Annotated in this window: 20 protein-coding genes; 4 read left to right on the plus strand and 16 right to left on the minus strand. The window is 70.5% G+C overall.

The genetic code is table 11. The features are described from left to right. Positions 1–46: 46 nt before the first annotated feature. The 9 genes from KFLA_RS23960 to KFLA_RS23990 form a co-directional block, all read right to left on the minus strand. Complete coding sequence (locus KFLA_RS23960) at positions 47–769, minus strand: hypothetical protein (RefSeq protein ID WP_148256723.1); 723 nt, start codon at positions 767–769, stop codon at positions 47–49. 612 nt (positions 770–1381) lie between these two features. Continuing rightward, positions 1382–1951, minus strand: coding sequence for a TetR/AcrR family transcriptional regulator (locus KFLA_RS23965; protein WP_012922407.1), 570 nt, complete (start codon positions 1949–1951; stop codon positions 1382–1384). Between the two features lie 12 nt (positions 1952–1963). Then, positions 1964–3517 carry an MFS transporter gene (locus KFLA_RS23970; protein ID WP_012922408.1) on the minus strand — a complete coding sequence of 518 codons (1554 nt, stop codon included), beginning with the start codon at positions 3515–3517 and terminating at the stop codon, positions 1964–1966. Between the two features lie 423 nt (positions 3518–3940). Then, positions 3941–5074 carry a D-alanine--D-alanine ligase family protein gene (locus KFLA_RS23975; RefSeq protein ID WP_012922409.1) on the minus strand — a complete coding sequence of 378 codons (1134 nt, stop codon included), beginning with the start codon at positions 5072–5074 and terminating at the stop codon, positions 3941–3943. 69 nt (positions 5075–5143) lie between these two features. Further along, the gene (locus tag KFLA_RS38435) at positions 5144–5764 is read right to left on the minus strand and encodes an oxidoreductase C-terminal domain-containing protein (protein ID WP_237706886.1); all 621 of its coding nucleotides are present in this window, start codon (positions 5762–5764) and stop codon (positions 5144–5146) included. After that, entirely contained in the window at positions 5652–5909 is a 258-nt protein-coding gene (locus tag KFLA_RS39425; RefSeq protein ID WP_049797426.1) for an FAD-dependent oxidoreductase, read from the minus strand. The genes KFLA_RS38435 and KFLA_RS39425 overlap by 113 nt, the downstream gene beginning before the upstream one ends. Next, positions 5909–6145 carry an FAD-dependent oxidoreductase gene (locus KFLA_RS39430; RefSeq protein ID WP_049797427.1) on the minus strand — a complete coding sequence of 79 codons (237 nt, stop codon included), beginning with the start codon at positions 6143–6145 and terminating at the stop codon, positions 5909–5911. Before KFLA_RS39430 ends, KFLA_RS39425 begins: the two co-directional genes overlap by 1 nt. Further along, positions 6145–6336 (minus strand): ferredoxin, encoded by a 192-nt coding sequence (locus KFLA_RS23985; protein WP_012922410.1) that lies wholly within the window; start codon positions 6334–6336, stop codon positions 6145–6147. The genes KFLA_RS39430 and KFLA_RS23985 overlap by 1 nt, the downstream gene beginning before the upstream one ends. Further along, positions 6336–7610 carry a cytochrome P450 gene (locus tag KFLA_RS23990; protein WP_012922411.1) on the minus strand — a complete coding sequence of 425 codons (1275 nt, stop codon included), beginning with the start codon at positions 7608–7610 and terminating at the stop codon, positions 6336–6338. Before KFLA_RS23990 ends, KFLA_RS23985 begins: the two co-directional genes overlap by 1 nt. Positions 7611–7734: 124 nt before the next feature. Between KFLA_RS23990 and KFLA_RS23995 the strand changes: the two genes are divergently transcribed. The 3 genes from KFLA_RS23995 to KFLA_RS24005 are packed head-to-tail and all read left to right on the plus strand — an operon-like array spanning position 7735 to position 10350. Beyond that, positions 7735–8340, plus strand: a complete 606-nt coding sequence (locus tag KFLA_RS23995; RefSeq protein ID WP_012922412.1) for a TetR/AcrR family transcriptional regulator — start codon at positions 7735–7737, stop codon at positions 8338–8340. Positions 8341–8395: 55 nt separating this feature from the next. Next, on the plus strand, positions 8396–9502 hold the full coding sequence (locus tag KFLA_RS24000) for a trans-sulfuration enzyme family protein (protein WP_012922413.1): 1107 nt from the start codon (positions 8396–8398) through the stop codon (positions 9500–9502). A gap of 50 nt (positions 9503–9552) precedes the next feature. Continuing rightward, positions 9553–10350: a phosphotransferase enzyme family protein gene (locus tag KFLA_RS24005; protein WP_012922414.1), complete on the plus strand. Its 798-nt coding sequence runs from the start codon at positions 9553–9555 to the stop codon at positions 10348–10350. A 15-nt stretch (positions 10351–10365) separates the two neighbouring features. Here the strand turns inward: KFLA_RS24005 and KFLA_RS24010 are convergent, their stop codons facing one another. From KFLA_RS24010 to KFLA_RS24025, 4 genes are all read right to left on the minus strand, one after another. Then, positions 10366–11532, minus strand: coding sequence for an MFS transporter (locus tag KFLA_RS24010; RefSeq protein ID WP_012922415.1), 1167 nt, complete (start codon positions 11530–11532; stop codon positions 10366–10368). Next, the gene (locus KFLA_RS24015; RefSeq protein WP_012922416.1) at positions 11529–12305 is read right to left on the minus strand and encodes a DeoR/GlpR family DNA-binding transcription regulator; all 777 of its coding nucleotides are present in this window, start codon (positions 12303–12305) and stop codon (positions 11529–11531) included. Before KFLA_RS24015 ends, KFLA_RS24010 begins: the two co-directional genes overlap by 4 nt. Before the next feature lie 122 nt (positions 12306–12427). Continuing rightward, on the minus strand, positions 12428–13435 hold the full coding sequence (locus KFLA_RS24020; RefSeq protein WP_012922417.1) for a sugar phosphate isomerase/epimerase family protein: 1008 nt from the start codon (positions 13433–13435) through the stop codon (positions 12428–12430). A gap of 44 nt (positions 13436–13479) precedes the next feature. Next, the gene (locus tag KFLA_RS24025) at positions 13480–14583 is read right to left on the minus strand and encodes a Gfo/Idh/MocA family protein (protein ID WP_237706584.1); all 1104 of its coding nucleotides are present in this window, start codon (positions 14581–14583) and stop codon (positions 13480–13482) included. 72 nt (positions 14584–14655) lie between these two features. Between KFLA_RS24025 and KFLA_RS24030 the strand changes: the two genes are divergently transcribed. After that, positions 14656–15804, plus strand: a complete 1149-nt coding sequence (locus KFLA_RS24030; protein WP_012922419.1) for an ROK family transcriptional regulator — start codon at positions 14656–14658, stop codon at positions 15802–15804. A gap of 9 nt (positions 15805–15813) precedes the next feature. Here the strand turns inward: KFLA_RS24030 and KFLA_RS24035 are convergent, their stop codons facing one another. From KFLA_RS24035 to KFLA_RS24045, 3 genes are read right to left on the minus strand one after another with little or no spacing between them, the layout of a single operon-like run. Continuing rightward, positions 15814–16176 carry a hypothetical protein gene (locus KFLA_RS24035; RefSeq protein ID WP_012922420.1) on the minus strand — a complete coding sequence of 121 codons (363 nt, stop codon included), beginning with the start codon at positions 16174–16176 and terminating at the stop codon, positions 15814–15816. After that, a complete protein-coding gene (locus KFLA_RS24040; protein ID WP_012922421.1) occupies positions 16173–17177 on the minus strand; it encodes an NAD(P)H-dependent glycerol-3-phosphate dehydrogenase in 1005 nt (334 codons plus the stop codon). Before KFLA_RS24040 ends, KFLA_RS24035 begins: the two co-directional genes overlap by 4 nt. Further along, positions 17174–17974 (minus strand): lysophospholipid acyltransferase family protein, encoded by an 801-nt coding sequence (locus tag KFLA_RS24045; protein ID WP_049797428.1) that lies wholly within the window; start codon positions 17972–17974, stop codon positions 17174–17176. Before KFLA_RS24045 ends, KFLA_RS24040 begins: the two co-directional genes overlap by 4 nt. Positions 17975–17982: the final 8 nt, after the last annotated feature.

Raw genomic sequence — 17982 nt, forward strand, 5'->3', positions numbered from 1 at the left:
CACCTGCCGTCAGCTGCTCGTTGCTGATTCGCGAGAGAAGCAGTGCCTACCCGGCCGGCCGGACGCTGGCGAAGACGGCCATGAGTCCAGGCGGCAGGCCGGCTACCCAGGCTGCGAACGACGGGGCGACGAAGAGGACCGAGGCGGTCAGCCGGTACTGCCCCGCACCGGTGATCTGCGCACCTACCTCGAAGGTTTGCCACTCATCGGCGCGTGCCAGCAACGTCGCTCGGGCGGCGTCGATGTCCTGTCGCGACACTGCCGACTCGATGATCGTGAGTTCACCGTCAGCCAGACGCGACAGGACTGCTGTCGCAACGTCCGGCTCCGGTCCCCCGGCGATGATCCGCAGTCGGCCGTCGTCCGTCCACCGGGTCCGGCACCACAACAGGCTCCCATCGCTCGTGAGCGCATCGATCGCGTGCCGCACCTCAGCGCTCAGTTCGGCCAGCCGGCCCTGGTGAATTCCGCTGCCGAGATCCTCGACCGGCATGGCCCACTCGCCGGGCCGCGGGAACCGAACCGAGCCGGCCAAGATTTGCCCCGCGCTCCAGCTCCCTTCGACCGTCAACAGCCCGTCAACGGCAGGCGGCGGGGCCAGCCCGGGCAACCTCAGCGGATCTTGCCGAACGCCGGAGAACTGCTGGACGGGATCAGACGACCGCCTGGCAAGTGCGAGCGCATAGTCTCCATCCGACCGAGTCAGCCAACCAAAAGCCCGAACCCGCATTCCGTCCGTGACGACCATGGCTTCCACGTCCGCTGGCACGCGACAAATCATACGCTGAACTCCCGTCAGGAGTCAGGGCTGGCGATTGCCGGTGAACCAACTACCGCCTCCTCCACCGCCTCCCCCGCCACCGCTGCCTTCACTGACGAAATAGATATCCATGTTGTACTTCCGCTGAGAGCTCCGTTTCCAGCATCGAAAGGCGCTCACATTGTTCCACCTGAGGACGTTGTTTTCGCCATGGAAACACAGGCTGCGTGCGAAGAGAAGTAGTCGTGATAGTACTCGTGATGCCAGTCCGCAGCAGCCGGCGTAACCGTCGCGGCCGGCACTCCTGCGGAGAGAACGAAGGTGCTCGCCACTCGCACGGAAAGCTTCATGAACTCAGCTCCGGCCTTGAATCGGGAATATCACCTCGTTTACATGGTGAGCATTTCGCGTCAGTCAACGAAATTGCATGTTCCTGCAGCTCGGAAGGCTCCCACCGAGGAACAAGCACCGCCCACCCGCTAACCACCACGACGATCGCCTTCCGATGACCATTCACGCGCTGCGACCTGGTGTTCACCTTCACTGTCGTCTCTGCAGCACGCATCTCTTACCGGATTGAGCTCGATGCGACATACCTGAACGTGACCTGGGCAGCGAAGGTCAGTGGTTGGTTGCCGGGAGCGCCTTCTTGAGCATCGTCCGGATGTGGTGCGGGTCGGCGTCGCGATCGTCGAGCAGAATCGCGGTGCACAGCCCGTCGCAGAGGGCGACGAAGCTTTCGACGACGTCCGGGTCGTCCGTTCGGGTTCGGGCGAGTTCCGCCACCATGTCGCGCCAGCCGCGCGCTGCGGGGCGCAAGGCGGGGCGGCGGGCCGCCAGGCTCGACAGCTCGCGCTCGGCGAGGGCGCGCTCGCGGCCTGGCCCCGACGAGTCGGCGATCAGCTGGGCGAGGCCGTCGAGAGGGTCGTCCTCGGAGTCGATGAGTTCGCGGATGTGGTCGGTGTAGCTGTCGGTGATGCTGGTCAAGGCGGCGACCAGCAGGTCGTCGAGCGTGGCGAAGTAGTAGAGAGTCAGGCTGGTGGTGATGCCTGCCTCTTTGGCGACGGTCCGATGAGTCACGCCCGCGGCACCGTCGCGGCGGACGATCGTAAGCGTCGCCTCGATGATCTGGGCCCGGCGGCGGTGACCCCGCACTTTGCGCCCGTCCACCGGGTCGTGCTCATCCGCCATTCGCCACCGTCCTCACCGATCGTCGCCGCTCACGCGGGTCGAGGCTATCGGCTCCGTCCCGGCGTCGGCGCCACCGATCGGGCGGATGTGGCGCAGCGTCCGCAAGCAAGCGACCGAGGCCCCGGCGATTCCGGCTCCCGCGGCGATCGCGGCGAGGTTGAGTCCGTGGCTGAACGCATCCTGCGCGAGCCGGAGAGCTCCCGCCGGCAACTGATCGGCCACGGACGCCGCGCCGGAGAGGCTGTCGCCGTAGGACTCAGCCACGACTCCGGTCAGGCCGGACTGATCTTCGACCGCCGTCCGGTAGACCGCCGTGGTGAGGCTTCCCAGCAGCGCGACTCCGGCCGCGACGCCGAGTTCCTGCGCGGTCTCCGACAGCGCGGCGGCTGCACCGGATCTCTCCGACGGCGCCGCACCGACGACGATGTCGGTCCCCAGGGCGGCGATGACTCCGAGGCCGAGATAGAGAAACCCGAAGCCGACAACCACACTCAGCCGGCTGTCCGTACCGGCCAAGGCAAGCAGAACGTATCCGACCAGCGAGAGCGCGAGGACGGAGCCCATCACGACCCCCGGCGGGAAGCGAGTGGCGATGAGCGGCGCACCGATGCCGCCGATCAGCATGGCCAGCGCCGGTGGCACCATCCACAAGCCGGCTGCCGTGGGCGACAGGCCGCCGACCAGCTGCAGGTGCTGGGTGATCAGGAACATCATTCCGCCGAAGCCGACCAAGCCGATCAGCAGGACCGACAGCGCGGTGGAGAAGGCCCGGTTGGCGAAGAGCCTGATGTCCAGCAGCGGCTCCTGCAACCGCAGCTGACGACGGACGAACGCGACCGCCGAGCCGGCACCAAGAAGAACAGCGGCCCCTGCCTGGACGTCGACGCCGTGCGCGGCGAGGTGCTTGATCGCGTAGATGATCGGCAGCATCGCCGCCAGCGACAGCCCGACGCTCGGCAGGTCGAGCCGGCCGGCCTCGGTCCGGAACTCCGGCAACAACCTGGGGGCGGCCACCAGCACGATCACGCTGACGGGGACCGCGATCAGGAAGGCCGCACCCCACCAGAAACTGGCAGCCAGGGCCCCGCCCACGACCGGCCCGGCCGCCATGCCCAGCGCGAACACCGTCGCCCAGGCACCGATCGCCACCGCCCGCTGCCGCGCGTCGCTGAACATGTTGCTGATCAAGGACAAGGTGGACGGCATCAGCGTCGCCCCGGCCACGCCCAGCAGCGCCCGCGCGACGATCAGCCAGAGAGCGCTCGGGGCGAACGCCGCCAGCACCGACGCCGCGCCGAAGGCAGCCACGCCGATCATCAACAGGCGCCGGCGTCCGATCCGGTCGCCCAGCGTTCCCATCGTGATCAGGAACCCCGCGATGAGGAAGCCGTAGGCGTCCATGATCCACAACGTCTCGGTCGCGCTGGGCCGCAGATCCGCAGCCAGGCTCGGAACGAGCAGATACAACGCCGTGACGTCGAGCCCCAGCAGGACCGTCGGCAACGCCAACACCCCGAACCCGGCCCACTCGCGCCACCCAGCACGCGCCGCCGCTGCTGTCCCCATGCCAGTCTCCGATCAAATTGAACGAACGTACTAGTTGTACCATCGTCCAAGATGTGACGTGAAGGCAGAGTGCACCGAAGCGAAAGCGGTTCCCTGCACCGGCGGCTACCTGACGGGCTGGGCTGGTGAGCGGTCGCGCGGACGCCGCCGACGAAGCGCTTGACGGCCGACTACGGCCCGGGCCGTCGAACCCGGGCCTTCATTCGGGCCTTCGTTCGGGCGTTGGCTGCTGCCCGTCGGCCGCGGCAACTGCTTCGCGGGCCGGCCTGCCGCCGTCCCGTACGGACGGCGTGCTGATCGGTGCGGTCGTCGGCACCGCTTCGCCGCCCGGGCCGGCTGCCTGCATGGGACCCACCGCCCGGGCCGGAGCCGCCGGCCCGGGGCCGGACCCGCCGGCTCCGCGGGCGGCGGGTCGGGCCGGGGTCAGCGCAGGCCGGTGGGGCGGGTCTGGGCGAGGGTGAGCAGGTGGTCGACCAGCGACGGGTAGTCCATACCGGACGCGGCCCACAACCGCGGGAACATGCTGGTCGGGGTGAACCCGGGCATCGTGTTGATCTCGTTGATGAGCACCCGGCCGTCCTCGTCGACGAAGAAGTCGACGCGGGCCAGGCCTTCGCCCTCGATCGCGTCGAAGGCGGTCAGCGCCTTGGCGCGGATCTCGGCGGCGATCTGCTCGGGCAGGTCGGCGGGCACCGACAGCGCGGTGTACTGCTCGCCCTCCGGCAGGTACTTGGTCTCGAAGTCGTAGAAGTCGTGCCCGCCGCCCGACACCGCGACCTCGCCGCAGACGCTGACCTGAGGCAGTCCGCCGTTCAGGCCGCCGAGCACGCCGACCTCGATCTCGCGCGGGTTCTTCACCGACGCCTCGACGATGACCTTGGGGTCGTGCGCGCGGGCTTCGGCGATCGCGGCGTCGAGCTCGTCGAGGCTGGTCACCTTGCTGATGCCGAGGCTGGAACCACCGCGGGCCGGCTTCACGAACACCGGGTAGCCGAGCTGGTCGACCGCGGTCCGGCAGGCCTGCGGGTCGCGGGTCCAGTCGCGGTCGCGGATGACGACGTACGGGCCGACCTCGAGGCCGGCGGCGGCGAAGACGACCTTCATGTAGTGCTTGTCCATCCCGACCGCACTGGCCAGCACGCCGGAGCCGACGTAGCGAATGTCGGACATCTCCAGCAGGCCCTGCAGCGTGCCGTCCTCGCCCCACGGGCCGTGCAGCAGCGGGAAGACCACGTCGACCTCGCCGAGCGTGCTCGGTACCTGGTCCGGCTCGGACACGACCAGCTCGCGGTCGGCGCCGAACAGCACCGGCGCCGCGGTCACGTCGACCTCGGGCAGCTTGCCGTCGGTGATCGACAGCCGGTCCGGGTCGGCGCTCTCCAGCACCCAGTGCCCGCTGGTGGTGATGCCGACCGGGACCACGTCGTACTTGTCCCGGTCGATCGCCTGCAGCACGTTCGCCGCGGTGATGCAGGAGATGGCGTGCTCGCTCGACCGGCCACCGAAAACGACGGCGACGCGGGGCTTGCCTTTTTCGTCCCTCGAGAACTCACTCACCGGCTCGACGATAGCGGCACGTCGGTCAGCCGCTGACCGGGGATTGGTAAAGATGTCTTCAGATTGCTGTCAGTAGCGACCGTGCGGCGCGCACCCCCGCGGCAGGTTCCAGCCCAGGACGGCGGTCACCCGGCCGTCGGAGACGTAGTGCGCCAAGAACTTCCCTTCGTCCGGATCGCCCTGGACGACCACCAACCGCGCGTCCGGCGGCACCACGCCGTACACCTGGAGCTTGGCGCCGTACTGGTCGGTCCAGAAGTACGGCACCGGGTCGAACAAGACCTCCTGCCCCAGGATTCGCCGGGCTGCGCACAGCGCCTGCTCGGTCGCGTTGAACCGGCGCTCCAGCCGCAGCGACGTCCCGAAGCGCCGACTGGTCCACCGAGCGACATCACCCGCGGCATGGACGCCGTCAGGCGCCTCATCGCAGAGCACACCATCGCCACACGGCAGTCCGGACGACTCCAGCCACCCGGTCGCAGGCCTGGAGCCGACTGCGACCAGCACAACGTCAGCCTTCAGGACACACCCGTCCGCCAGCTCAACCCCGAGCTGCACAGCCCCAGATCGACCAGCCTCACCTCGCACCCGAGCTGGCGAGCAGCCGCCGCCGTCTCCGACCCCAGGAAGCCGGCCCCACGACGACCACAGACGACGCCTCCAGCAACGACTTCCGCAGCGCCACCGCATCGTCCAGCGTCCGCAGCACATGTACGCCGGCCAGGTGATGCCCATCGCTCAGCTGAACCGGCTGCACGCCAGTGGCGATCACCAGGTGGTCGTACTCGTGCTGCTCCCCGGTCGACAACTCCACCACCCACTCACCGAGATCCATCAGCCCCCGAGCACCAGGTCGATGCCCTGCTCCGAGTACGCCGTACTCGGGCCGAAGCTGGTTCGCTCCACCGGCCAGCTGCCGAGCAGGACCTGTTTCGACAGCGGCGGCCGGTCGTACGGCAGGTGGGGTTCGTCGCCGATCACCGTGATCGCTCCGGTGAACCCCTCGCGGCGCAGCGTCTGGGCGGTCGTGGAGCCCGCGGCTGAGGCTCCGACGACGACAACGCGTTCCATCACTCGCTCAGCAGGATCGCCCGCGCCGGGCAGAGCAGCGCCGCCTCGCGGGTGGCGGCGTACTCGTCGGCCGACGGCGTGCGCCGCAGGATCGCGACCCCGTCCTCGTCCCGCTGGTCGAACACCTCCGGCGCCACCAGCACGCACTGACCGGCCGCGACGCAGCTCTCCTGGTCGATCTCGACGTCCATCAGCTCGCCTCCGCGTCCTCGGCTCGATCCCGCTCGCCCTCGGCTCCGTCCCGGTCCCAGGTCACCGGCAGCGCCGTCACGCCGTACACCAGCGCGTCGTGCTTGAACCGGAGCTGCTCGAACGGCACCGCGAGCCGCAACGTCGGGATCCGCCGGAACAGCCGGGTGTAGACCTCGGCCAGCTCGACCCGGGCAAGCTGTTGCCCCAGGCACTGATGCGGCCCGAACCCAAAGGCCAGGTGGGTCGACGCCTTCCGGGTCAGGTCGATCCGGTCGGGATCCGGGAAGACCGACTCGTCCCGGTTGCCGGCCGACAGCGCAGCGACCAGGTACTCCCCCGCCTTCACCGTCTCCGCGCCGATCGGCAGGTCCTCCAGCACATGCCGGAACAGGCCGAACTGCACCACCGAGAGGTAGCGCAGCATCTCCTCAACGGCGGTCGGCGCGAGCTCGGGGTTGTCCCGCAGCTGCTGCAACTGCTCGGGATTGCGCAGCAGCGCCAGCGTGCTGAGCGCGATCATGTTGGCCGTCGTCTCATGGCCGGCGATCAGCAGCGTGTTGCCGATCGACACCAGCTCCGGCACGGTCAGCGGAGCGCCCTGGTCCTCGGCGCGGGTGATCAGCCGGGACAGCAGGTCGTCAGTCCGCTCGGCCTGCTTGGCCATCACCAGCCGGGCCATGTACTCCTGCAGCTGCTCACTGGTCGCCTGCATCTCCTGCTGCGTTCGGTTCACCGCCAGCAACAGCGCGGACCAGCGCTGGAACTGGTCCCGGTCGCTGTACGGGACGCCGAGCAGCTCGCAAATCACCAGTGACGGGATCGGCAGCGCGAACTGCTCGACCAGATCGACCGGGCCGTCCGACGCCAGCATCGCGTCCAGGTGCTGCTCGATCAGGTCGACGATGCGCGGCCGCAACGCCTGCACCCGCTTCACCGTGAACTCGCTGGTGAGGAGGCGGCGCAGGTGGGCGTGCCGGGCGCCGTCGTTCTGCAGGATCGAGCCGGATTCGACCTCACGCTCCAGGTCCGCCTCGGGCACCGCGTGGGCCGAGGGCGCGGACCGCGAACTCAGCCGCGGGTCGCTGAGCACCTCGCGGACCTCGGCGTACCGGCTGACCACCCAGACGTCCACGCCGAGCGGGGTGGACACCTTGGCCGGCTGCTCGCCCGCCAGCAGATCGGCGTACCCGGTGGCAGGGTCGAACGGGCAGCCGCTCGGCCGGGTCACCGGGAAGTCGGCGAGCGGCTCGGTGCGGGCAGGTGTCTCGGTCATCAGAACCCCCGAAATTCTGGTCGGCAACTGGCAGTGACTACCATATGACTGTATGTGTCACTTTGCGTCACCGCCGGGCGCGTCGCGTGTAGGCTTCCGGCTGTTGGCGGCCGAGGGGGTTGGCATGGGACTTCGCGAGCTGAAGCGGGAGCGCACCCGCCGGCTGATCTCGGACAAGGCCTTCGAGCTGTTCACCGACCACGGTTTCGGCCGGACCACGGTCGAGCAGATCGCCGCGGCGGCGGAGGTCGGGCCGAGCACGCTCTACCGGTACTTCCCGACCAAGGAGACGCTGGTCCTCGAGTTCGTCGAGCACAGCCTGTTCGGCGCGCTCGACTGGTTCCGCGAGCAACCCGCCGACGCGGAACTGCCGGACGCGCTGGAGCAGGTGATCGGCCGGGTCCTGGACCTGATGGAGAGCAATCCCGACCGGGTCCGCGCGGTGTACGAGCTGGCCGGGCAGACGCCGTCGCTGAGCGCCCACCTGACCGACGCGACCTGGCGCTGGCGTACGGAGCTGAGCGTCGAGCTCGAACGCCGCCTGCCGGGCGCCGGCAGCACGGCCGGGCTGACCGCGAAACTGGCCGCCGGCATCGCGATGAACATCATCGAGATCGTCGTCGAGACCTGGGTCGCCGCGCCCGACGGTCCGAGCGTCAAGGACCTCGCCAAGAACACCCTCGGCCTGCTCCGCGACGGCGCGATCCCGCTGCCCCGCACGCCGCACTGACCACCTGGCCGGTCCGGAACGCTGCCGGGCGCAGGCAGTTGACACAATCGGCGGCATGACGCCTGACCTGGATCCCTCCACCGTCGTCGTGCACGCGGGGCGCCCCGAGCGGGTGCCGGACGCGCCGCTCGGTGGCTCGCCGGTGTTCAGCTCGACCTACCTCGCCGGCGGGCAGCGTGGCTACGGGCGCTTCGACAACGACGCCTGGGCCGCGCTCGAACAAACCCTGGGAGCACTGGAAGGCGGCCGTGGGCTGACCTTCGCCTCCGGCATGGCCGCCGTCGCCGCGCTCCTGGACCTCGTCCCGGTCGGCGGTCGCGTCGTCGCCCCCCAGCACGCCTACAGCGGCGTACTGGGTCTGCTCGACCAGCAGGCGTCCACCGGGCGCGTGCAACTCCAGCGGGTCGACATCGCCGACACCGAAGCGGTGACGGCCGCCGTTGCCGGCGCCGACCTGCTGTGGATCGAGTCGCCGACCAACCCGGCGATGGAGGTCGCGGACCTTCCTGCCCTGTGCGCGGCCGGTCGGGCCGCCGGCACGACTGTTGTCGTCGACAACACCTTCGCCACCCCGCTGCTGCAACGCCCGCTGGCGGTCGGCGCCGACGTGGTGATGCACTCGGCCACCAAGTTCATCGCAGGCCACTCGGACGTCGTCCTGGGCGCGATCGTCACCGCTGACGACAAGCTGTGGACCGCACTGGAGACCAAGCGCCGCAGCCTCGGAGCGATCCCGGGCCCGATGGAGGCCTGGCTGGCACTGCGCGGTCTCCGGACCCTGGCTCTGCGTCTCGACCGGGCGCAGGCGAACGCCGCGTTCCTCGCCGAGCGCCTGCTTGAGCACCCGCGAGTCAGCCGCGTCCGGTACCCCGGTCTGCCGGACGACCCCGGGCACGTCCGGGCCAAGCAGCAGATGAGCGGCTTCGGCGCCATCCTGGCGATCGAGCTGGGCGGCGACGCCGACCGCGCCCAGCGAGTTTGCGAAAGCACCAAGCTGTGGGTGCACGCGACCAGCGTCGGCGGCGTCGAGTCGATGCTGGAACGCCGCCGCCGCTGGCCCGCCGAAGTACCGACGATCCCGGCCGACCTGATCCGCCTGTCAGTCGGCATCGAACACCCCAACGACCTGTGGACCGACCTCGCGCAGGCGCTGGAAAGTTAGTTTTCGCTGAGTCGTGCACGGCCCCAGAACCGCCCGTACCGTGAGCGAGCATGGTCGAGACCGCGTACGCCGAACCACCGCTCGCCGCCTGGTCGAGCATCCTGACCGCTCCGCGCGCGCAGCGGATGGCGCACCTCAACCCCGATGTGCGGCTGTGGTCGGTGACCGCCGACGACCGGAGCTACATCGTGCGATCGTTCGGTCGTTGGCGTCCCGGCGCCGGGATGGTCGACGAGTACCGCGTCCTGCTGCACCTGAAGGACGCGGGATTCCCGGTCGCCGTCCCGATCGTCACCGACGCCGGCACCCTCGCCGCCCGGGACGGGCACCGCACTTATGTACTGGTGCCCCGGCTCGCCGCCGAAAAGCAGGAAGAACTGCCGACCGGCGATGTGTGCTTCCAGATCGGTTCCGCGATCGGCAACCTGCACGCGGCGCTGGCGCAGTACCCCTGGCCGGTCAGGTCCTATGAGCACGACGTCCTGCAGCAAGCCTTCGACGAGGCCCTCCAGAAGCTGCCTCAGGCCGTCCGGGAAAGCTCGGTGCGCCCTCACCAGGCCGTGGTCACGTCCTCACTGCGAGGCCTGCCCCGGCAACTGATCCACGGGGACTGCAATGCCGGGAACATCCTCGTCAGCAGAGGCAGAGTGTCCGGCGTCATCGACCTGGATCAGCTGCGGGCCGCGATGCTGGCCGCCGAGATCACGCTCACCTCCTGGAGCCACGTACTGCTCACCGAAAGGCGTGACCGAGCTCGACCGGACGAGCGTGCACGGTACGACGCCGGGGTCGCCGCACTGAGCTGGATCAGCCGGCATTTCGCCGAACTGAACGCCGCCCTCGCCTGACATCGCCCCGGGCACTCAGTCCTTCGGTGCTCGCAGCACCGGGGCGCCGAGGACTGTGATGACGCAGAGGATCACCGGGAGAATGAAAGCGAGGTTGAGCGGCATCCAGTGCGCCAGCCCACCGATCAGCGCCGGGCCCGCGAGCAGGCCGACGTACCCGAGGCCGACCACCCGGGCCATCAACGCACCCGAGGCGCGCGGGTCCAGGTTGCCCGCGGCGGTGAACAGCTGCGGTACGCCGCCGGCCAGTCCCAGCCCGAACAGCGCCCACCCGACCAGGGCGACCGGAACCCACGGAACCACGATCACGATCGTCAGCCCGACCGCGGCGAGCGCGGCGCCGTACCGGACGATCGCCATCGCGCCGACCATCGCCGCGACCCGGTCGGTGGCGAACCGCCCGATCGTCATCGCGACCGCGAACGCGCCGTACGCGTAGGCCGCCGTACTGGTGGAGGTGCCGAGCACGTCGCGGAAGTGCAGCGCGGCCCAGTCGTTGGCGACCCCCTCGGCCAGCATCAGCCCGAAGGCGAGACCGCCGAGCGCCCAGACGAGCTTCGCCGGCGGCTTGGCCCGTTCCTCGTGCTGCTCCGGCTCGTCCGGAACGTCCGCCTCGATCAGGTACCGGCTGGTGGCCAGCGAGACGACGATGCAGAGCACACCACAGGCGCCGAGCGTCACCTCGGTCGGTACGTCGGCCCGCAGCGTCCCGGCGCCGATCAGCGCGGCGAACGCACCGCCGATAGACCACATCGCGTGGAAGGCCGCCATGATCGGCCGCGGGTAGCCGCGCTCGACGATGACCGCGTGCGCGTTCATCCCGACGTCGAGAGATCCGTTGGCGAAGCCGAACAGGGCCAGCGCCAGTCCGAGGGTCCACCAGTTGTCGGCGAGTCCGGGGCCGAAGAGCGCGATGCCCAGCAGTACGCCGGCCGCCGGAACCAGGCGTCGCTGGCCCAACCGGTCGGCCAGCGGACCGGCGACCTGCATGCCGAGAAAGGCTGCACCGCCGAGCACGAGCAGCAGCAGCCCGAGCGTGCTGTGGGTGATGCCGGTCGCGTGCTCGATGTTCGGGATGTGCACGACCCACAGACCGACGGCGAAGCCGTTGAGGCCGAAGTACACCCAGGTGGCGACCCGGGCCGCCCGCGGCGGGGCGGCGACGGGGGTGGTGGTGGTCAAGAGACGGTGTCCTCTCCGGCGACCCGGACCAGGACGCCGCGCTCGGCCAGCGCCGCGCGTTCGTCGACCGGAGCCGTGGGGTCGGTGATGATCAGGTCCGGCCGGTCGGCCGGGCAGATGTAGGCCAGCGCGGCCCGGTCCCACTTCGCGCCGTCGACCAGCGCGATCGAACGGGTGGCGACGGCGAGCGCCTGCAGCTTCACCTCGGCGTCGCCGAGGTCGAAAGCGGTCAGACCGGCGTCCAGGCTGAACGCGCACGGGCTGAGAACGGCGACGTCGAACCGCAGCGCCCGCAACGAGGCCAGCGTCAGCGGCCCGACCAGCGCCTGCTGGCCCTGGCGGGGCTCGCCACCGGGCAGCAGCAACCTGATGCCGGGGGCATCGATCAGCTCCTGCGCGACCTGCAGCGACAGCGGCATCACCGTCATCGTGCGGTGCCGCAGCCGCCGGGCCACCTCGAGCGCGGTCGTCCCGCTGTCGAGCACGATCGTCTCGCCGTCGCGCAGTTGCTCGACGGCCGCCTCGGCGATCGCCTGCTTGGCCTCCACCGCGGCGGTGGACCGGACGGCGAAGGGCGGCTCGACGCCCGCCGGCATGGCCGAGATCGCGCCGCCGTGCACCCGCTTGAGCACCCCCTGCGCGGCCAGGAAGTCGAGGTCGCGGCGCACCGTCATGTCGGACGCGCCGGTCAGCTCGACCAGCTCACCGACCCCGACCCGCGGGGCGCCACGCAACCGCTCGACGATCACGCGCTGACGCTCGGCACTCTTCACCCGGAGAATCTAACATCCGAGTGTTGATTCGAACAAAACACTTGTTGATCTGGTCGAACCACAGACGCCACCACCGACGCCGACACAGCGCCGCCCGGCCTCGACCGGGCGGCGCTCACGGGCTACTTGTCGGTGGCGAAGGCCGCGTCGAACGACGCCTCGGGGGCGTCGAAGGCGAGCTTGCGGATCACGTTCACGGCCTCGGCGGCGCCGACCGTGCGCTCCATGCCGGCGTCCTCCCACTCCACCGAGATCGGGCCGGAGTAGCCGATCGAGTTCAGCACCCGGAAGCAGTCCTCCCAGTTCACGTCGCCGTGACCGGTCGAGTAGAAGTCCCAGCCGCGGCGCGGGTCGCCCCACGGCAGGTGCGAGCCGAGCCGGCCGTTGCGGCCGCCGCCGGTGCGCATCCGGGTGTCCTTGCAGTCGACGTGGTAGATCCGGTCCTTGAAGTCCCACAGGAACGCGACCGGGTCGATGTCCTGCCAGACCATGTGGCTGGGGTCCCAGTTCAGCCCGAAGGCCTCCCGGTGCCCGATCGCCTCCAGCGCCAGCGTCGTGGTCCAGTAGTCGTACGCGATCTCCGACGGGTGCACCTCGTGCGCGAACCGCACGCCGACCTCGTCGAACACGTCCAGGATCGGGTTCCACCGGTCGGCGAAGTCGGTGTAGCCGGCCGCGATCCGCTCGGCCGGCACCGGCGGGAACATCGCGACGTACTGCCAGATCGACGACCCGGTGAAGCCGATCACCGTGTCCACGCCCAGCTTGGCGGCCGCCCGGGCGGTGTTCTTCAGGTCCTCGGCCGCACGCTGCCGAACCCCCTCGGGATCGCCGTCGCCCCAGACCCGGGACGGCAGGATCGCCTGGTGCCGGAAGTCGATCGGGTCGTCGCAGACCGCCTGGCCGACCAGGTGGTTCGAGATCGCCCAGACCTTGAGGTTGTACTTGTCGAGGATCTCCAGCCGGCCGGCGACGTAGAACTCGTCGTCGATCGCCTGCTGGACGTCGAAGTGGTCACCGGAACAGGCGATCTCGACGCCGTCGTAGCCCCACGACGAGGCCAGACCGCAGACCTCCTCGAACGGCAGGTCGGCCCACTGGCCGGTGAACAGGGTGATCGGGCGTGGCATCCGCGGAACTCCTCAGGTCAGAATGGTGGTCTGGTACGGCGTACTCAGCCCGGCTCCGGCTCAGACTCGACGGTGACCCAGGCGGCGCCGGAGCCGGCCGAGCGCAGCACGGCGTCGACCAGGCGGGCCGACCGTGCACCGGCGGCGAAGTCCGGAAGTCCGTCCGGACGGTCACCGCCGAGCACGGCCGCGTAGGTGTCCGCGACGAACGAGTCGAACGCGTCCTGGTACCCCTGGGCGTGACCGGCCGGCAGCCGGTTCACCCGGGCCGCGGGCGGGCTCAAGGTCTCGGGGTCGCGGGTGAGCAACTGGCTGCCGGCGCGGTGGCCGACCCACAGGCGGTCCGGGTCCTCCTGGTCGAAGCCGTAGCTGGCCTCGGTCCCGGACACCTCCAGGTAGAGCCGGTTCTTCCGGCCGGCCGCGACCTGGCTGACCACGACCGTGCCGACGACGCCGGCCTCGGTCCGGAACTGGGCCGTGGCCAGGTCCTCGGTCCGGACCGCGACGCCACCGCGCTGCGCCCGGACCGTGCGGGTCTGCGCACTCACCTCGGCGATCCGGTCACCGGTGACGAACTCGGTCAGGTCGCACCAGTGCGAGCCGATGTCGGCGAAGGTGCGCGACGGACCGCCGGCGGCGTCGTCGACGCGCCAGTTGTCGTCGTCGGCGCCGGCCAGCCAGTCCTGCAGGTAGCTGCCGTGCAGCGTGGTGATCACGCCGGCGTCTCCCGCGGCGATCCGGGTGCGCAGCTCGCGGACCATCGGGTGGTAGCGGTAGACGAACGGGACCGTGGCGACCCGGCCGGCCTCCTGAGCCGCCGCGAGCAGGCCGGCGGCGTCCTGGGGCGAGGTGGCCAGCGGCTTCTCGCAGATGACGTGCTTGCCCGCTTCCAGCGCCTGCAGGGTCACCGGCAGGTGCGTGTTGTTCGGCGTACAGACATGGACGAGGTCGACGTCGGCGGCCAGCAGCTCGTCGAGCGTGCCGAAGCCCTGCTCGGCGCCGGTCGCGGCGGCCGCGGCGTCCGCCCGCTCGGGGCTCGACCCGATCGCGCCGACGACGCGCGCGCCGGAGACCAGGGCCGACCGGCCGTGCACCCGGCCCATGAAGCCACCACCGACGATTCCGACCTTCAGCTTGTCTGTGGACACGCTCGGGACGCTATGTGACACTTTTGAACCCTGTCAAGCAAAAGTCCAGCAACCACTCGACGGAAGTCCGCGATGACCGATCTCAGCACCACCGCCGCCGAGGCGGGCCCGCTGCTGCGGGTGCTGCTCGACGGCCGGCCGCGGACCCGGGCCGAACTGATCGACCTGAGCGGGCTGGCCCGGTCCACGGTGACCGGCAGGATCGAGGCACTGCTCGCGAGCGGCCTCGTCGTACCGTCCGGCGAGGCGGCGTCGACCGGTGGCCGGCCGCCTGCCCGGTTCCGCTTCAACCCGTCGGCGCGGCTGGTGCTGGCCGCGGACGTCGGCGCGACCCATCTGTCGGTCGCGCTGACCGATCTGGCCGGGGCATTGGTCGGCAGCAGCACGATCGCGCTGAACATCGCCGAGGGACCGGAGATCGTGCTCGGCGCGATCGTGCGCACCGGTCGCGAACTGCTCGCTGCGGCGGACCGCTCCGTCACCGACCTGGCCGGTACCGGCGTCGGCCTGCCCGGCCCGGTCGAGCACCTCACCGGCCGCCCGAACCACCCGCCGATCATGCCCGGCTGGGACTCGTACGACGTTGTCGGCCGGCTCGCCGCGGACCTGCCCGGTCCGGTCCTGGTCGACAACGACGTCAACATCATGGCGCTCGGCGAGCACAGCACGGCGTACGCCGAGGTCGAGCACCTGCTGTTCGTCAAGGTCGCCACCGGGATCGGCGCGGGCGTGATCAGCGGCGGACGGCTGCATCGCGGCGCTCAGGGCGCGGCCGGCGACATCGGCCACGTCCAGACCCCCGGCCGCACAACCCCCTGCCGCTGCGGCAACCACGGCTGCCTGGAAGCCGTGGCTTCCGGCACGGCGATCGCGGCCCAGTTGACCGCGTCCGGCATCGCCGCGACCTCGAGCCGCGACGTGGTCGAGCTGGTTCGCTCGGGCAACGCGGCAGCGACCCAGGCGGTCCGCCAGGCCGGTCGCGAGATCGGGTCGGTGCTCGCGACCTGCGTCAGCCTGCTCAACCCGTCGGTGATCGTCGTCGGCGGCTCGCTGGCCCTGGCCGGCGACAGCCTGCTGGCCGGCATCCGGGAAGCGGTCTACGCCAGATCGTTGCCGCTGGCCACCACCGAGCTCCGCGTCGTCGGCTCCCGCACCGGCCCCGACGCCGCCCTCCGCGGTGCCGCGGCCCTCGTGCTCCAGCACACCCTGTCACTCAGCTGACCTCGCCCATCACGACCAGCTGATCGCCAACTCGTCCACGAGCGCCAGCCCACATTCACCACCGCCCCCGGCAGGACCCCGGAAACTCCAGCACGCTGAGCGAAGTGCTCCTCCGCGCCCACCCCACGCCGCGAACGCCGCCGGCTCGTGGGCGTTGCCCGGATGCGGGAATGACACCTTGAGCACCGCCGGCCCCGACGTTCGCCGTACCGGCACGATCAGGCCGACCTGCCCGTGCAGTACCGCGCCGTCCAGCACGCAGTTCCAGCGCGTCAGCAGGTGGTCGACGATGCCGGGCAGCTCCGCCAGCCAGGCCGCCCCCGCCTCCCCTTCGCGTTCGGTCGTGGACCGGGCGAAGGGGGCGGGGATCATCCCCAGCGCTCCGACTTCGCCGACCGGGAGACCAGGCTGAACAGCATGTCCCGCGGCGTCATCTCGCCGGCGACCACCTTGGTGACGTGCTCGGCGATCGGCATCTCCACGTCGTGGTGGTGGGCCAGCTCCGAGATCGACGAGCAGGACTTCACGCCCTCGGCCACCTGCCGGGTCCCACCGGCGATCTCGGCGACCGTCATGCCCTGGCCGAGCTTTTCGCCGAAGGTCCGGTTGCGCGACAACGGCGACGAGCAGGTGGCGACCAGGTCGCCCAGCCCGGCCAGGCCGGAGAAGGTGTGCTCGTCCGCGCCGAGCGCCGTACCCAGCCGGGCGGTCTCGACCAGGCCGCGGGTGATCACCGACGCGCGCGCGTTGTCGCCGAAGCCCAGGCCGACCGCCATCCCGACGGCCAGCGCGATCACGTTCTTGGTCGCGCCGCCGAGCTCGCAGCCGATCACGTCGTTGTTCGTGTAGGGGCGGAACGTCGGCGAGTGGCACAGTTTCTGCAGCCGCGCGGCGGTGCCCTCGTCGGCACAGGCGACCACCGCGGCGGCCGGCTGTCCTTCGGCGATCTCGCGGGCGAGGTTCGGGCCGGAGACCACCGCGATGCGCTCCGGGCCGGCGCCGGTGACCTCGGCGATCACCTCCGACATCCGCTTCGTCGTACCGACCTCGACGCCCTTCATCAGACTCACCAGCGGTACGGCGGACGGCAGTACGCCGGCCCAGTCGCGCAGGTTCTCCCGCAGCGACTGGCTCGGCACGGCCAGGACGATCGCCTCGGCCCCGTCGGCGGCCTGGGCCGGGTCGTGCGTCGCGGTGATCGCGTCGGGCAGCCGCAGGTTGGGCAGGTAGTCCGGGTTCTCGTGCCGGGTGTTGATCACCTCGCAGAGCGACTCCCGGCGGCCCCACACCGACACCTGGTTACCCGCGTTGGCCAGCACCGTGGCGAAGGCCGTACCCCAGGATCCCGCACCGAACACCGTTACCTTCGTCATCGGTTCTCCTCATCCTCACGCTGCTGGTCGGCCTTGGCCCGGCGCAGGTCGAACAGTTCCTTCGGCGGAGTCTCGCCGCGCAGCTCCCCCAGCTCGGCGGCCACCGCCTTCATGATCGTGTCGGTTGCTTCCTGCAACAGCTCGGCGGTGATCGGGCGGCCCCGGAACGCGTCCAGGTCGACCGGCGCGCCGGCCGTGGCCTGCATCGTCCGGCGTGGCAGCAGCCGGATCCGGAAGCGCCGGCCGTAGGACGGGAACACCTCCTGGGCGCCCCAGTTCGCGATCGGGATCACCGGGCAGCCGGTCATCAGCGCGATCCGGGCCGCGCCGGTCTTGCCCGACATCGGCCACAGGTCGGGGTCGCGGGTGATGGTGCCCTCGGGATAGACGCCGACGCACTCGCCCCGCTGCACCGCGGCGACCGCGTCCCGGAACGCGTCGGCGGCCTGGGCGGACTCGCGGTAGACCGGGATCTGCCCGGCGCTGGCGATGATCCGGCCGGCGATCGGCAGCCGGAACAGCGACGCCTTGCCGAGCAGCCGCGGGATCCGCCGGCACTCCCAGATGTAGAAGCCGATCACGAACGGGTCGAAGTGCGAGATGTGGTTGGCCACGAACACCAGGCCGCCGGTCCGCGGCACGTTCTGCTGACCGCGGAAGTCGGACTTGGTGAAGACCAGCATGAACGGCTTGACGATCGCGACCACCAGGCCGAACCAGAACCCCCGCCGCGGGCGTGGGCCGGTGTGCCTGCTGTCCACTGCTGCCTCCTGCTGCTCGTCGCTGCCGTCCGTCATGGGAGAAT

The organism is Kribbella flavida DSM 17836 (assembly GCF_000024345.1).
Taxonomy (GTDB): Bacteria; Actinomycetota; Actinomycetes; order Propionibacteriales; family Kribbellaceae; genus Kribbella; species Kribbella flavida.

Coding starts and splice junctions, on each gene's coding strand:
- KFLA_RS39430 (WP_049797427.1), bottom strand. CDS start 6,145: ATGGAACGCGTTGTCGTCGTCGGAGCCTCAGCCGCGGGCTCCACGACC.
- KFLA_RS24020 (WP_012922417.1), bottom strand. CDS start 13,435: ATGCCACGCCCGATCACCCTGTTCACCGGCCAGTGGGCCGACCTGCCG.
- KFLA_RS23965 (WP_012922407.1), bottom strand. CDS start 1,951: ATGGCGGATGAGCACGACCCGGTGGACGGGCGCAAAGTGCGGGGTCAC.
- KFLA_RS24045 (WP_049797428.1), bottom strand. CDS start 17,974: ATGACGGACGGCAGCGACGAGCAGCAGGAGGCAGCAGTGGACAGCAGG.
- KFLA_RS24035 (WP_012922420.1), bottom strand. CDS start 16,176: ATGATCCCCGCCCCCTTCGCCCGGTCCACGACCGAACGCGAAGGGGAG.
- KFLA_RS23985 (WP_012922410.1), bottom strand. CDS start 6,336: ATGGACGTCGAGATCGACCAGGAGAGCTGCGTCGCGGCCGGTCAGTGC.
- KFLA_RS24030 (WP_012922419.1), top strand. CDS start 14,656: ATGACCGATCTCAGCACCACCGCCGCCGAGGCGGGCCCGCTGCTGCGG.
- KFLA_RS23990 (WP_012922411.1), bottom strand. CDS start 7,610: ATGACCGAGACACCTGCCCGCACCGAGCCGCTCGCCGACTTCCCGGTG.
- KFLA_RS23970 (WP_012922408.1), bottom strand. CDS start 3,517: ATGGGGACAGCAGCGGCGGCGCGTGCTGGGTGGCGCGAGTGGGCCGGG.
- KFLA_RS38435 (WP_237706886.1), bottom strand. CDS start 5,764: ATGCGGTGGCGCTGCGGAAGTCGTTGCTGGAGGCGTCGTCTGTGGTCG.
- KFLA_RS24005 (WP_012922414.1), top strand. CDS start 9,553: ATGGTCGAGACCGCGTACGCCGAACCACCGCTCGCCGCCTGGTCGAGC.
- KFLA_RS24000 (WP_012922413.1), top strand. CDS start 8,396: ATGACGCCTGACCTGGATCCCTCCACCGTCGTCGTGCACGCGGGGCGC.
- KFLA_RS24040 (WP_012922421.1), bottom strand. CDS start 17,177: ATGACGAAGGTAACGGTGTTCGGTGCGGGATCCTGGGGTACGGCCTTC.
- KFLA_RS39425 (WP_049797426.1), bottom strand. CDS start 5,909: ATGGATCTCGGTGAGTGGGTGGTGGAGTTGTCGACCGGGGAGCAGCAC.
- KFLA_RS23995 (WP_012922412.1), top strand. CDS start 7,735: ATGGGACTTCGCGAGCTGAAGCGGGAGCGCACCCGCCGGCTGATCTCG.